Annotated in this window: 12 protein-coding genes; 9 read left to right on the forward strand and 3 right to left on the reverse strand. The window is 64.1% G+C overall.

Annotated elements, in window-relative coordinates; all coding sequences use genetic code 11:
• Positions 1-25 precede the first annotated feature (25 nt).
• From dnaK to NATTI_RS0120185, 9 genes are all read left to right on the forward strand, one after another.
• Entirely contained in the window at positions 26-1,963 is a 1,938-nt protein-coding gene (gene dnaK, locus NATTI_RS0120140; protein WP_006088013.1) for a molecular chaperone DnaK, read from the forward strand.
• A 237-nt stretch (positions 1,964-2,200) separates the two neighbouring features.
• Complete coding sequence (gene dnaJ, locus NATTI_RS0120145) at positions 2,201-3,370, forward strand: molecular chaperone DnaJ (protein ID WP_006088011.1); 1,170 nt, start codon at positions 2,201-2,203, stop codon at positions 3,368-3,370.
• Between the two features lie 123 nt (positions 3,371-3,493).
• A complete protein-coding gene (locus NATTI_RS0120150) occupies positions 3,494-3,874 on the forward strand; it encodes a hypothetical protein (protein WP_006088010.1) in 381 nt (126 codons plus the stop codon).
• A gap of 140 nt (positions 3,875-4,014) precedes the next feature.
• Positions 4,015-4,611, forward strand: a complete 597-nt coding sequence (locus NATTI_RS0120155) for a DJ-1/PfpI family protein (protein ID WP_006088009.1) — start codon at positions 4,015-4,017, stop codon at positions 4,609-4,611.
• A gap of 102 nt (positions 4,612-4,713) precedes the next feature.
• Positions 4,714-5,460, forward strand: coding sequence for a hypothetical protein (locus NATTI_RS0120160; protein WP_006088008.1), 747 nt, complete (start codon positions 4,714-4,716; stop codon positions 5,458-5,460).
• A gap of 104 nt (positions 5,461-5,564) precedes the next feature.
• Positions 5,565-6,110: a hypoxanthine/guanine phosphoribosyltransferase gene (gene hpt, locus NATTI_RS0120170; RefSeq protein ID WP_006088007.1), complete on the forward strand. Its 546-nt coding sequence runs from the start codon at positions 5,565-5,567 to the stop codon at positions 6,108-6,110.
• Between the two features lie 158 nt (positions 6,111-6,268).
• Positions 6,269-7,648: a uracil-xanthine permease family protein gene (locus tag NATTI_RS0120175; RefSeq protein WP_006088006.1), complete on the forward strand. Its 1,380-nt coding sequence runs from the start codon at positions 6,269-6,271 to the stop codon at positions 7,646-7,648.
• Between the two features lie 93 nt (positions 7,649-7,741).
• The gene (locus NATTI_RS0120180) at positions 7,742-8,023 is read left to right on the forward strand and encodes a MoaD family protein (protein ID WP_006088005.1); all 282 of its coding nucleotides are present in this window, start codon (positions 7,742-7,744) and stop codon (positions 8,021-8,023) included.
• Between the two features lie 136 nt (positions 8,024-8,159).
• Entirely contained in the window at positions 8,160-9,380 is a 1,221-nt protein-coding gene (locus NATTI_RS0120185) for an MFS transporter (protein ID WP_006088004.1), read from the forward strand.
• 285 nt (positions 9,381-9,665) lie between these two features.
• Here the strand turns inward: NATTI_RS0120185 and NATTI_RS0120190 are convergent, their stop codons facing one another.
• The 3 genes from NATTI_RS0120190 to NATTI_RS0120200 all read right to left on the reverse strand — a co-directional run bounded on the left by NATTI_RS0120190 (position 9,666) and on the right by NATTI_RS0120200 (position 14,816).
• A complete protein-coding gene (locus tag NATTI_RS0120190) occupies positions 9,666-10,919 on the reverse strand; it encodes an RNA-guided endonuclease InsQ/TnpB family protein (RefSeq protein WP_006088003.1) in 1,254 nt (417 codons plus the stop codon).
• 267 nt (positions 10,920-11,186) lie between these two features.
• Positions 11,187-13,073, reverse strand: coding sequence for a S9 family peptidase (locus tag NATTI_RS0120195; protein WP_006088002.1), 1,887 nt, complete (start codon positions 13,071-13,073; stop codon positions 11,187-11,189).
• A gap of 66 nt (positions 13,074-13,139) precedes the next feature.
• The gene (locus tag NATTI_RS0120200; protein WP_027119239.1) at positions 13,140-14,816 is read right to left on the reverse strand and encodes an aldehyde ferredoxin oxidoreductase C-terminal domain-containing protein; all 1,677 of its coding nucleotides are present in this window, start codon (positions 14,814-14,816) and stop codon (positions 13,140-13,142) included.
• Positions 14,817-14,860: the final 44 nt, after the last annotated feature.

Raw genomic sequence — 14,860 nt, forward strand, 5'->3', positions numbered from 1 at the left:
AAAGTGCGCACAATAGCCTGCCACGATGGCCAGCAACAAAATTCTCGGAATCGACCTTGGGACGACGAACAGCGCGTTCGCGGTGATGGAAGGTGGCGATCCGGAGATCATCGTCAACGCCGAAGGCGAACGGACGACACCCTCCGTCGTCGCCTTTACCGACGACGACGAGCGACTCGTCGGCAAACCGGCGAAGAATCAGGCGATTCAGAACCCCGAAAAGACGATCGCCTCGATCAAACGCCACATCGGCGAGGAAGACTATACCGTCGAGGTAGACGACGAGGAGTACACGCCGGAACAGATCTCGGCGATGATCCTCCAGAAGATCAAACGCGACGCCGAAGACTACCTCGGCGACGAGGTCGAAAAGGCCGTCATCACGGTCCCTGCGTACTTCTCGGACCGACAGCGCCAGGCGACCAAAGACGCCGGCGAGATTGCCGGCTTCGAGGTCGAGCGCATCATCAACGAGCCGACGGCCGCGTCGATGGCCTACGGGCTTGACGACGATTCCGACCAGACCGTGCTCGTCTACGACCTCGGTGGCGGTACGTTCGACGTTTCTATTCTCGATCTCGGCGGCGGCGTCTACGAAGTCGTCGCAACGAACGGTGACAACGACCTCGGTGGCGACGACTGGGACGGAGCAATCATCGACTGGCTCGCCGACGAGTTCGAGGCAGAACACGGCATCGACCTCCGCGACGACCGACAGGCCCTCCAGCGGCTCAAAGACGCCGCCGAGGAGGCCAAGATCGAACTCTCGAGTCGGAAAGAGACCGAGATCAACCTGCCGTTCATCACGGCGACCGACGACGGCCCGATCCACCTTGAGGAATCGATGACGCGAGCCAAGTTCGAGTCGCTCACCAGCGATCTGATCGATCGCACCGTCGAGCCGACCGAGCAGGCGCTCGAGGACGCGGGCTACGAGAAAGAAGATATCGACGAAGTCCTCCTCGTCGGTGGCTCGACCCGAATGCCCCAGGTCGCAGAGAAAGTCGAGGATCTGACTGGCAAGGAACCCCAGAAGAACGTCAACCCCGACGAGGCCGTCTCGCTGGGCGCGGCGATTCAGGGCGGCGTCCTCGGCGGCGAGGTCGACGACATCGTGCTGCTCGACGTCACGCCGCTCTCGCTCGGTATCGAGGTCAAGGGCGGCCTCTTCGAGCGACTCATCGAGAAGAACACGACGATTCCGACCGAAGAGTCGAAAATCTTCACCACGGCGGCGGACAACCAGACCTCCGTGCAGGTTCGGGTCTTCCAGGGCGAGCGCGAACTGGCCGAGAAAAACGAAATGCTCGGCGAGTTCCACCTGACCGGCATCCCGCCGGCCCCCGCGGGCACGCCACAGATCGAGGTCACGTTCTCCATCGACGAGAACGGGATCGTCAACGTGAGCGCCGAGGACAAAGGGACCGGCGAAAGCGAGGAGATCACTATCGAGGGCGGTGCCGGACTCTCCGACACCGAGATCGAGAAGATGCAGGCCGAAGCCGAGAAACACGCCGAAGAGGACAAGGAAAAGCGCGAGCGCATCGAGGCCCGCAACACGGCCGAAGCCACGATCCAGCGCGCCGAAACCCTGCTCGAAGAGAACGAGGATGTCGACGACGACCTCCGCGGCGACATCGAGGCCGCCGTCGAAGATCTCGAGGAGACCATCGACGACACCGACGCGGACGCCGACGATATCGAAGCCGCGACCGAGAACCTGAGCAAGGAGCTCCAGGAGATCGGCAAGCAGATCTACCAGGAGGCCGGCGCGGCGGGCGCTGGCGGTGCCGCAGGCGGCGCGGCCGGCGGTGCGGCTGGCGCAGGCCCCGGTGGCATGGGTGGCGGACCGAACCCAGGCCCAGACGGCGCTGCGGCCGGCGGCGACGACGGCGAGGAGTACGTTGACGCTGACTTCGAAGATATCGCTGACGAAGTCGAGGACGAAGAAGACGACGAGTAAGTCGTCTCCTTCGGTTCGTCCCATCACTCGATGGACGAACAGTGTCTGCGGTGGTATTACCGCTGCGGGTGAGACACAAGCACTGCAACCGCGAGCGACCAACGGGAGCGAGCGGCCTTTTTAGCGTAGATTTTTGCGCCGAGTGGTTCCTCGCGAAGCGAGGAATCCCGAGGCGGAAAAAGGTACGTTCGGAACGTTCGTTTCAAGTGCCTCAACCGAGTATCGGTTTGACAACGAATGAGCGAGGACTTCTACGACGCACTCGGCGTGAGCCCTGATGCGTCGACCGAGGACATCAAACAGGCGTACCGGAAGAAGGCCACGGAGTACCATCCGGACGTCAGCGACGACCCCGATGCCGAAGAAAAGTTCAAGCGGATCCAGAAGGCAAAGCAGGTCCTCACGGACGAGGAAAAGCGCAAGGCGTACGACCGGATGGGCCACGACCGCTACGAACAGGCCGAAAAACACGGCTTCGACGCCGGCGAGGCGGGCGGCGCCGGCGGGATGGGCGGCGGACCGTTCGGTGGTATGGGCGGCGGCGGTGGTGGCATGGGCGGCGGCCTTGGCGACATCTTCGAACAGGTCTTCGGCGGCGGTGGCGGCGGCCGCGGTCGTCGTCGGCCGCGAAAGGGACGGGATCTGCGAACCGAGCTCCGGATCGACCTCGAGGAGGCCTACGACGGCGTCGAAAAGCAATTCACCGTCGAACGACCCGAGGAGTGTGACACCTGCGAGGGCGAGGGACATCCGCACGACGCGGATTCGGAGACCTGCCCTGAGTGTCAGGGTCGCGGCCAGGTGACCCAGGTCCAGCAGACGCCGCTGGGTCGCGTCCAGCAGACGACGGCCTGTCCCCGCTGTGAGGGCGACGGGACGCTGTACTCCGAGAGCTGCGACGACTGTCGCGGCGAGGGCTACGTCCGGAACGAGGCCTCGTTGACCGTCGACGTCCCGGAGGGCATTCAGGAGGGCCAGACGCTCCGAATGGAAGGCGAGGGCGCACCCAGTCCCGAAGGCGGTCGTCACGGCGACCTGCTCATCGACGTCTCGATCCGCGAGCACGAGGAGTTCGAACGCGAGGGCGACGACCTCCAGTATCGACTCCCCATCTCGTTCCCGCAGGCGACGTTCGGCGACACCGTCGAAGTGCCCACCCTCGACGGCGCTGCCGAGTTCGAGATTCCGAAGGGGACCCAGAGCGGCGAGACGTTCCGCCTCGAGGGCAAGGGGATGCCCCGCCTCCGTCGTCGCGGGCACGGCGACCTCTTCGTGCAGGTCCAGATCGTCACTCCAGACAGCCTGAACGAGGACCAGCGCGACGCGCTCGAGGCGTTCGCCGAAGCCGGCGGCGACGAGATCGAGGTCAAAGAAGGCTTCTTCGAGAAGATCAAGCGGGCGTTTTAGGCCGTGAGTTCGTGGGGTCGCCGGATCCCACCTCTGTAACCTCGTACCGCGGCTCGAGGCGAGAAACTGATACTGTCCTGAGCATTTCACAAGAGTTATTCTGTCCGTCGGTACTGTTTGAGTATGATATCCCGCGAGACGGCCGTCCACCTCGTCGCCGTCGGGTTGGCGTTCGGTAGTCTGCTCGCAGTCGATGCCGCCACCGACGGTCCAGTCCCGTCGGTCCCGGCGTTTCTGCTGTTCTACGGAGTCGTACTCGGCGGGGCACACTTCTATCTCGCCGTCCGCGGCGAAGACGGGATGGTGCCGGTCGCGTCACGGTGGCGGTACGTGACGTTGCTCGCGGTGCTCTTCACCACGGGGGCGGTGATTACCTACTGGGGCGACCGAACCGTCGCCACCGTCGAAATCGAGTCGATCGGAACCGCGATCATCGGCCTCACGCTCGTCGCCTACCTTCTCACCGAATCTATCGATGGCTATCGAGCGTCCCGAACGGAGTAATCCTCGAGCATCCCCGACTTCGACCGCCCCTTCGGCGAATAGAATGCAGGGAGATCGATCGTATTCGACATCGTGAGTGTCATGGTGTCATCCAACACAACCTATGACGGCTGTCGTCGAATCGATATGTGGGAATTCCAATGTCACACCAAATCCTGCTCCTCGCCGGCGATTACGTCGAGGACTACGAAGTGATGGTTCCGTTCCAAGCGCTCGAGATGGTCGGCCACGAGGTCCACGCCGTCTGTCCCGAAAAGGGCGAAGGCGACACCTGCCCGACCGCGATCCACGACTTCGAGGGCGACCAGACTTACACCGAGAAGCCGGGGCACAACTTCGAACTGAATCACGACTTCGACGCGGTCGACCCCGCCGACTACGACGCGCTCGTGGTTCCCGGCGGCCGCGCGCCCGAGTACCTCCGGACGTACGACGAGGTGCTCGATATCACGCGTCACTTCTTCGAGGAAGACAAACCCGTCGCCGCGCTGTGTCACGGCGTTCAGATTCTCGCCGCCGCGGACGTCCTCGAGGGACGGACCTGTACCGGCTATCCCGCGCTCGAGGCCGACGTCCGAATCGCGGGCGGCGACTGGACGGACGGCGTCACGCGCGAGGGGAACCTCGTGACTGGACAGGCCTGGCCCGACCACCCCGAGTGGCTCGCCGAGTTCCTCGACTGCCTCGGGACCGAGATCGACCACCAGGACGCCGCGCCCGCGGCGGCGGACGACTGAGACGGCTATCGGGGAGAGAGTCCCGACGTATGGCGGCCACTGACCGCGATCGCGTCGCCTCGAGTCGGCGACCTTTTTTCGACCCGGCCTCGAGTTACGCACATGACCGCCGAGACAGTGGACGATCTACTCACGCGGGAACTCCGGGACGACCGCACGGCGCTCGTGGACGCGACGGGCCGGGAGTTCGACAATCACTGGCTATGTACGACCTCCTGGAAGGCCGGGAACTTCCTTCGGCACGCGGGCGTCCGCACGGATGTCACCGTCGGCATCGTCGGCGAGGGACCGCTCCCCCTGCTCGCCTTTTTCGGCACGACGCTCCTCGAGGGGACGACGCGGTTCGAGCCGCCGATGGATCTCGCTGAGGCGGAGGACTTCCGCGCGCTCGTCGCTCCCGTTGCTACTCTCGAGTCCGACGAGTACACCCTCCCGCGGGGGGCCCAGCGGGTCGGCTACGGGCAGAAACCCGACGAACCCGACATTCACCACTTCGACGCCGGCGTCTGGAGCGAGAACCCCGCCTTCCCGCCGCTGGATGTCGATCTCGAGACGGTCCTTCTGACTGACGGCGAACGGAACGTGAGTCACGGAGATGCGCTCGAGGCGGCCAGCGAAATCGTCGAGGCACACGGACTCGAGGCCGGCGACCGCGTCGTCGTTCGCGACTCCCTCGCGGATCCTCGAGCCGTGATCGCGGGCGTTCTCGCACCGATGCTCGCCGACGGCGTGATCGTTCTCACCGGCGACGAGGACGAGACGACGGTCGAGCGCGGCGAGTACGGACTCTCGAGCGAGTCGGTGCCGGAGGCGAACCGAATCGAACTACGCGACGTTTCCCTCGAGTGACCGGCCGCGGACGGACGACTCGGTCTCGAGGACGCGGGAGGTGAATCGGTTCGGAACAGACGCGAGAACGAACCGTTTTTGCCGCGATTCGCCCAATCAGCAGCATGGAGAAACTCCTCGCCTCGCTGGACGACGCGCCGATCATCGACAAAGACGGCTACGAGTACCTCGTTCACCCGATCAGTAACGGCGTGCCGATGCTCGACCCGGCCCTCCTGCGGGAGGTCGTTATCGAGGTCATGCAAACGGCCGATCTGGACGTCGACAAGATCGTCGCTCCGGAGGCGATGGGCATTCACCTCGCGACCGCGCTCTCGCTCCAGACCGACATCCCCCTGGTCGTGATCCGCAAGCGACCGTACGGGCTCGAGGGCGAAGTCTCGTTGCACCAGCAGACCGGCTACTCGGAGTCAGAAATGTACATCAACGACGTCGAAGCGGGGGACCGCGTCCTCATCGTCGACGACATGCTTTCGACGGGCGGCACGCTGGCGTCTATCTGTACTGCACTGGACGACATCGGCGCTGAGATCGAGGATATCGTCGTTGTCATGCGGAAGGTGGGGCCGTCCGCGCTCGACGAGACGGCGTTCGAGGCGACGAGCCTCATCGACATCACCGTCGAGGACGGTGAAGTGACTGTTCACTGACTGTTCCCGGGAGAACGGACGACGGCGAGCGCCTGTCTCGTGTCGCCACGGTGCGTTCACCTATACACATTCATGGGTAACCGGAGCCGTTCGGAGCACCGATATACGCTCATATACGAATCTTTTTGATGGGTGATCCGCAACGTGGCGGCCATAGCATGTCGAACGAAACGGACGGGAGTATTCAACTGGAGTACGGACTCGACGACAAGCCACCGTGGCCGAAGTCGGTCCTCCTCGGCTTACAACACGTCGCGGTCATGATCGTCCCGGCGACGGCGGTGGCGTTCATCGTCGCCGGCGACGTCGGCCTCAGCGGCGCCGATACGGCCTACATCGTACAGATGGTCCTCCTGTTTTCGGGACTGGCAACGGTCGTCCAGGCGTACACCGTCGGTCCCGTCGGCGCGCGCCTCCCAATCGTGATGGGGTCGAGTTTCACGTTCGTCGGCGCGGCGGTGACGATCGGAATCGACTACGGTATGGCCGCCGTCTTCGGGGCCATTCTCGTCACCGGATTCGCGGTCGAGGGACTCATCGGCTGGCAGTTCAAACGGATCAAACCCTTCTTCCCGCCGCTCGTCACCGGACTCGTCGTCGTCATCATCGGCCTCTATCTCATCCCCGTCGGCATGGACTACGCCGCCGGCGGCGTCGGAGCAGACGACTACGGCGCGCTTCACAACATCGGTCTGGCCGCACTCGTCCTGGCCATCGCCGTCGGCCTCAACCTGTTCACTCGAGGCATCGCGCGACTGCTGAGCATCCTCGCCGGAATCGCCATCGGCTACGTCGTCGCCGTCGCGTTCGGGCTGGTCGACTTCTCGCCGATCGGCGAGGCGGCCTGGGTCGCCGTCCCCTCGCCGACCCGGTTCGGCTTCGAGTTCGAACCGATCGCCATCGTCGTTTTCGCCTTCCTCTTTCTCGTCTCCGCGATGGAGACCGTCGGCGATATGTCCGGCGTTACGGCCGCGGAAGGGCGAAATCCGACGGATAAGGAGTTCCGCGGCGGGCTGTTCAACGACGGTCTCCTGAGTTCGGTCGGCGCCGTCTTCGCCGCGTTTCCGATCACGTCGTTCTCCCAGAACGTCGGCATCGTTAACTTCACCGGTGTGATGAGCCGTCACGTCGTCGGCATCAGCGGCGTGATTCTCGCGATTCTCGGACTCAGCCCGAAAGTCGGGGCCGCCGTCACGACGATTCCCAGCGCGGTCTTCGGGGGCGCAGTCTTGCTCATGGTCGGCATGGTCGCCGCCAGCGGCGTCAGACTGATTGTCCTGCACACCGACCTCGACCGCCGCAATATGGTTATCGTCGCTGTCTCGCTGGGTCTCGGACTCGGCGTCGCGACGACCCCCGAGGCGCTCTCCGGCCTGCCGACCGCGGCCGAGACGTTCTTCGGCGAACCCGTCATCATGACCGCGCTGTCGGCCCTGCTGCTCAACACGTTCGTCCCCGGCGAGCAGAGTCCGCTGTTCGACATCCCCGCGGAGAATTCCACCGATCCTGATCCAGCGGTCGGCCCGAGCGACGACTAACTCCCGTTCGTCTCGTCCGCCGGCTCCGCCGATCGTCCCCCCGCCGAAGCCGACACCGTCGATTTCAAGAGGAGCGACGCCGAATATCGTGCCGTGCAACTCGAGTGCGTCTTCTTCGGCCCGTTTCGCGATGCCGTCGGCGAGAAGACCGTCCGCTACGAGACGGACGCAGAAAGCGTGGGGGAGCTCCTCCTCGACCTCGAGTCGACCTATCCCGACCTCGAGGGGCAACTCGTGGCTAACAGTGGGGATGGCTTCGCGGGGAAAACGGTCGTCACGAAGAACAAACGAGACGTGACCCACATCGACGGTCTCGAGACGGGACTCGAAGAGACCGACGTGGTTCGGCTGGTACCGTCGGTGTACGGCGGCTGACTCGGTAGATAAACCGCGCGTCGGGTCGAATCCGTACCGGTGCGCCAAATCGGTCGACGAGTGTGTACTCATCCTCGAGCACCTGCCACCTCGTTCCGATCGGAACGACTAACCAGTCCACCTGACAAACCATGCCATGGACCGGAACGATCGCGCGATCGCTCGATTCACCATGCTCGGGCATGCGACGTTCCACCTGTACGAACTCACGATCCCGCTGTTCGTCGTCGTCTGGCTGGACGCGTTCGATGTTTCGCCGGCCGTCCTTGGCACGGTCGTCGCGGTCGGCTACGGGCTCATCGGGCTCGGCGCGCTGCCGAGTGGCGCACTCGCCGACAGATACGGCTCGAGACGGCTGGTCGTCCTCTCGATGGTCGGCATGGGTGGCGGCTTCGTGCTCGTCAGCCTTGCACCGACCGTCTGGCTGCTCGGCGTCGCACTCGTTCTCTGGGGCGCCGCGGCGAGCCTCTACCACCCCGCGGGACTCTCGCTGATCACCCGCGGCTCGGACCAGCAGGGAACCGTCCTCGCCTACCACGGCGTCGCGGGCAACGTCGGGACGGCGGTCGGTCCCCTCGTGGCGGCGATCGCACTAACCCTGCTGGACTGGCGGCTCGTCGCCGCGCTGTTCGCCGTCCCGGCGCTCGTCGCCGTCCTTGCGGCCTCGATCTTCCGCTTCGACGAGCGGGCGGGCGTCGACGCCGAAACCGCTTCGACTACCGACTCGAGAAACGGGTTCGTGACGCTACTCAAACGGACGAAACTGCTTTTCGCCGGCAGCTTCGTCGTCGTGTTCGTCATCGCCATGCTCGCTGGGACGTACTATCGTGGGGTCTTTACGTTCCTCCCGGACGTCCTCGCGGCGCTCCCCGTCTTCGATCCCGTCATCGTCGCCGGGGAGACGTTCGAACCGAGCCAGTACGTCTACGCCGGTCTGCTGTTGATCGGCGCTGTCGGGCAGTACGTCGGTGGACGGGTGAGCGATTACCGCTCGCCCGAGTGGGCCATCGTCGGCGCGTTCGCCGCCTTGGTCGCCGTCTCGTTGCTCTTTCCCCTCGCGACGAACGCCGGTCTCGTCGCGACGCTGCTGATTTGTGCGGCGCTCGGTTTTTTCGTCTACGTGGAAGCACCGATTCATCAGGCTCTGATCGGGAAGTACGCCACTGCGGACGCCCACGGGCTATCGTTCGGTATCACGTATCTCGGCGTCTTCGGTATCGGCGCCGCGGGGGCGTCCGTCGCCGGCGTCGCCCTCACCTACGGAGGGACCTCTCTCCTGTTTCTCGTCCTCGCCCTCTTCCCGGCGCTCGGACTCCTGCTAGCCGGTTACCTCGCGATGACGAAGCGGCGTGACTGATTGACCGGCCGATCTGTTCGCTCGACTGTTCCGAAAATCATCCAGTATGGTTCTGCGCGTGGTTCCGGCAACTCGAGGTCAATCCAGCCCCCACCACACCTTGCATGAGGTTGACTGGCATGAATTTATGTGACTGAGGGGACGATGCTGTCGTGCGGTCGGGCGATGACATCCTCCCCGGCGTGAACAGAGAGGGAGCTTCGCTCCCTCAAGCAGTCGGGCTACGCCCGACGACGCCGGGGTTTCCCGTACCGCGTTGGGATATTGGGGTTCGCGGTTCGACCCTTATTCTCGCGGGGCGAAACTGCCCTCGCTACGGTCGAACAAGTGAACCGCTGGCTGTGCCATCCAGCCGTTATCCCTATCCCGGCCACCGTCTGTGGCGAGATTCGGGAGTACCTTTCGTCGGATATTCTCGGCTCCGTTAACGTCGGCGTTGGCGACCGTTCCACAGTCGTCACAGACGTACAACCCGCGCTCGATACGCTGGTTCCCGTCTTTCGTTCCACACGACGAACACGTTTTCGAGGTATCACGCTCGGACTTCCGAACGACCTCGATACCTTCGTCCTCAGCCTTGTATTCGAGCATCGACGTGAAGCGGTCGAACGCCCACCCGTGAAGGTCGAGGTTGCCGTGGTCGCCCCAGTTGCGGGCGTCTCCGTTCTCGTCGTCGCGGATACCGCCAAGGTCGCCAACCACGATGGTCCCGACGCTACGTTGCTTGCACGCCGAAACGATGTGCTTCGAGAGCGCATGCAAGAAGTGGGTTCGGCGCTCGGTCTGTTTCCGGTCGAGCCGGCGCGCTTCCCGTGAGGCTGAATGGGCGCACTTCGCCCGTTCTTTGGCGAAGTAGTAGATATCCTCCTTAAGCGCGCCACCGGGATACAACGTAGCTTCGTCTCCATACGAGACGGTAGCGAAGTTGCATATCCCGAGGTCGATACCGGCGGTTCGGTCGCCCGATGAACGGAATTCGACCTCATGCCGGCAGACGATATGCAACCGCCACTCTCCGTGTTCGTAGACCGCACGAACCAGTTGGACGTTCTCGATTTCGGCGTCCGGTCGGGTTTCATATTCGCACAGAAGAAAGTCCGACCAATGCGCTTTGAGGTTCCGCCCTTTCGAGAGACGGATACGTCCGTTCTTCGAGTCGTGCTTGAAGCCGTCTTCTTTGAACGTGACGGTCGAACGGGGGTGGTCGTCGCCGTGTTTTCGGTAGCCGGGCGGATTCGCGTTCTTGTTCCCGTTTCGGCGGTGACCGTACCATGATTTGAACGCCTCAGACAATTCTTCGAGAACTGCCTGACTTGACTGTGCGTTGAGGTCAGCGTAGCGTTCGTGGTTTTTTAGGTACGACTTGAGCGCGCCTTCGCCGGGAATTGTCCCCGTTTCGTCCCAAATACGCCCGATGGTCCACCGGGCAACATTCCAGAGTTTCGAGGCGGCGAATCCGAGCGAATCGAGACCGTCGCGGACCTGTTGCTGGTTGCGTATGGACGCAACGTGGGTCCGGGTGACGGACCTTTTCGCCATACATAGCCTATGTCACTGCGTGGACTTATAGGTTGGCCGTGCACGGTGAAAGTGAATATCCGGCCGGCCATCGACGGAGGTTGCGGAACGGAGCGTACGCGATTCTCGCCCGCCCTTCGGCCTTCGGCCTCAGGACGGGATTCTCTCGCTGTTGAGAGATAGCAAGTCCGACGGTTGGCTGGTCGCGTCGTGTCCAAGCACGATAACGGGCCACGCACTGCACGCCGACAGTACCCGCGTGGCCCGGTTTTGCGTTTCACTCGTCGGTCAGGCGCCCGCTTGTTCTCCGTCGGCGCGCCGCTCGAGGAAATCCGTCAACAGCCGAAAGAGCCGAAGCTTCTGGGTCTGATCCGAGGAGGCGTGGCCCTCCTCGCCGAGTTCGTGGTACTCGAACGCGCCGGTCTCGCCCACTTCGAGTCCGCGGGCCTCGAGCGCCTCGCGGAACAGCCGCGCCTGTGAGACGGGAACGCGTCGGTCGTTGACGCCATGAACGACACAGATGGGTGCGTCGAGATTCTCGACGTGCGTAAGGGGTGAGCGGTCCTCGTAGAGGTCCGGATTCCCCTCGGGGGTGCCGAGGTACTTTTCCATCAGTTCGATACGGTAGTGGTCCATCGTGGTCTCGTACATCTCCTCGAGATCCGTGAGGCCGATCCACGCGATGCCGGCGTCGTAGAGGTCGGGGTACTGGACCAGCTGCCAGTACGCCGAGTAGCCGCCGTAGGAGCCCCCGAAGACCACGACGCGGTCCTCGTCGAGCCAGTCGTAGCGCTCGAGGGCGTACTCGACGGCCGTCGCGACGTCGCCCTGTTCGGCGCCACCCCAGTCGTCGAGCAGTTCCTCGACGAACTCGCGGCCGCGGCCGGTCGATCCCCGGTAGTTGACTTGCAGCACCGAAAAGCCCTGCGAGACCAGCGTCTGCGCGTAGAGGTCAAAGGACGTGTCGTCGCGACTTCGCGGGCCGCCGTGGGGGGTGACGATCAGCGGCGAAGGCCGCTCACCGGAGTCGTAGAAAAGCGCGCCGATCTCGAACTCATCGTACGGCTCGTGATCAACCGCTCGAGCCGGCGTCTCGGGGACGCCGTCCGAGTGGAACGTCAGGTATTCGGCGTCGGCGAAGTCGTCGGGATCGAACGGGCCGTACTCGGCCTCGAGCAGCGTCTCGTACTCGTCGCTCTCGAGATCGTAAACCAGCAGCTCCGGACGCCGCGTCGGACTGGTGTGCTCGAGAAGGATCCGATCCTCGTCGATGCTGATTCCGGTCGGCCCCATCCCGAACGAGGTGACGCCCTCGGGAAGGTCGAGTTCCCGGCCGGCACCCGTCTCTCGGTCGTAGACGACGGGAACGGTGTCCGCGTTCCGACTGCGGGTGGCGAGGAGTCGGTCGCCGCCGGAGAGCACCGCGATCGGCTGCTCGTCGTACTCGCCGTCGCCGTACCAGGTCAGATCCTCGGCCTCGAGGTCGTAGACGCCGACGCGGCCGAGGTCGGTCGTGTTGTCGCCGACGAGCAGCCACTCGCCGTCGGGCCCCCAGTCTGCAGGCGTGGCTTCGGCACCGATTTCGCCGATCTCGAGGTTTCGAGGGTCGGAGCCGTCCGCGTTCGCGACGTAGACGTCCCGGTTGTCGAAGTCGTCGGTCTCGTTGGTCGCGTACGCGATCCGGTCGCTGTCCGGCGAGAGGTGCGCCTCCCAGACCGCTCGCTCGTAATCGGTGATCTTGGTCGTCTCGCCGCTCGAGAGATCGTGCCGGTAGACGTTCAGTTGACCGTCCCGATTCGAGCCGACGAGGAGCGTTTCGCCGTCCTCGCCGACGTCCTGCAGGACGACTTGTCCGTCCATCTCGACGACCGCCTCAGTCGATCCGTCGCGGGAGAGCGCGTAGATGTCGTTCTGTTCGTCGCCCGCGTCGTCGAGGTGAAAGAAGACGCGGTCGCCGTCGGCACCCCAGGCGACGTACCAGCGAGCGTTGCGCGGTACCTCGCCGTCGGACCAGCGCTCGAGATCGCCGCTCTCGACGTCGACGACGTGGAGTTCGTTTCGGCCGGTGACATCGTAGTAGCACGCGACCTCGTCGCCGGACGGCGAGACGGTCGGATGGGCGATCGTCGGCAGCCCCGCGAGTTCCTCGAGTACGGATTCGTCTGAGTCGCTCATTGTTGCACCGTTTCAACGAACTGACTTAATAGTTCGAGAAGTAGCAAACGAGGAATTGATCGGTCCCTAATCGTCGGAGAGCGCGGCCCCGGCCACGGGCTCGAGTCTCGCATCGGAGACGGTTCCGTCGTCCGACCAGCCGCGGGCGTCGTAGTACTCCACGATCGCGTCCTCGATGTCCGGCAGGTCGTAGGGGACGCCGTCGTCGTCCCGGTCGAAGCCCCGCTGGTTGTTGAAGTGGCGCTCGAGTTCGACGGTCCGGGCACCGACGAGCGCGAGTTCCTCGTAGTTGGCATCGAACAGCGTCTCGAGGCGCTCTTCGGTGACGTAGTCGTCGCCGAAGGCGCAGACGATTCCGGTGTCGCGGAACGCGTTGTGGTTCTCCCGGTCGACGAGCGTCTCGGCTTTGCCGAGGGTGCCGTCGGGATCGAGTTGGCCGGCGTACTCGAGGCTCAGCATGCTCGCGTACATGTGGTCGGCACCGCGGTTCGCGACGGCGTAGGAGAGCCCCTGTCCGTGGAGGACGCGGCCGTCGTGGGCCGCAAACTCCATCCCTTTGACCGTGTAGTTCTCGACACCCAGTTCCTCGTGACAGCGGGCGACGCCCTCCGCGAGCGTGTCCCCGATTCCCTCGCGACGAGCGATCTTCTCGGTGAGCTCTTGGGCGAGCTCCGCGTTGCCGAACTCGTCAACGCTGTCGAGGTAGGCCGCGACCGTCACCCCAGCCGAGATCGTATCCATCCCCAGCGTGTCACAGAGTTCGTTGGCCTGCATCACGTCGACGATATCGTCCACGCCCTGCTGGGAGCCGAAGGCGTAGACGGTCTCGAACTCCGGCCCCTCGGTCTCGACGCCAGTCTCCTCGTCCCGCGTCGGGAGCTTACAGGCGTAGGCGCAGGCTGAGCAGGCTCCCTTCTTGTACTTCTTTTCCTCGACGGCGTTGCCGCCGATGTCGGCCGCGCCCTCGAACTCGTACTCTCGGAAATATCTGGTAGGAAGCGAGAAGTTGTCGTTGATGAACTCCGTCCCGCCCGTAGTACCCTGAGTGCGCATCCGGTCGTCCGAGGTGGCAGCCTCCCGATGGATCTCCGACTCCGGCGGGTTCGGAATCTCGAGCGGCGGCTCGACGTTCCCGTCGAACGTGACGCACTTGACGTTCTTCGAGCCCAGCACGGCTCCGAGACCGCCGCGGCCGAAGGCTCGCGAGTCGAACGTCATCACCGACGCGAACCGAACGCGGTTCTCGCCCGCGGGACCGATCGCAATGCAGTGTTCGGGACCCAGACCCTGCTGGTTCTCGACGTAGTCGGAGGTCTCAGGCACCGTCGCGCCCTCGAGTTCCGGCACTTCCTCGAACTCGACGCCGTCATCCGTGACGTGGACGGCGAGCAGTTCCTCGCTCTCGCCCGCGATCTCGAGGACGCTGTAGCCCGTCGCGACGAAGTTTCGCGAGAGGTAGCCGCCGGCGTTGGTCGAAACCAGGCCGTCGGTCAGCGGTGAGAGCCCAGTCATGTTCATCCGGCCGGTAAAGGACATCTGGGACTGCTGGAGCGGTCCCGTCGAGAGGTACGCCCGGTTCTCGGCTCCGAACGGGTCCGCGTCGAAGGGGATCCGCTCGTGGGCGAGGGCGGTCGCAGTGGCTCGACCGCCGACCGTCGCCTCGAGCACCTCGTCTATCACCGTTTCGTCTGCAGTTCGCTCACCGACATCGACGGTGAGCAATGGTCCTGTGGCGTGGAGCATATCATGGGCTTGTACTCTGAGGGTCTTAGTGATATGCCAAGATG

The organism is Natronorubrum tibetense GA33, assembly GCF_000383975.1.
GTDB classification, from domain to species: domain Archaea; phylum Halobacteriota; class Halobacteria; order Halobacteriales; family Natrialbaceae; genus Natronorubrum; species Natronorubrum tibetense.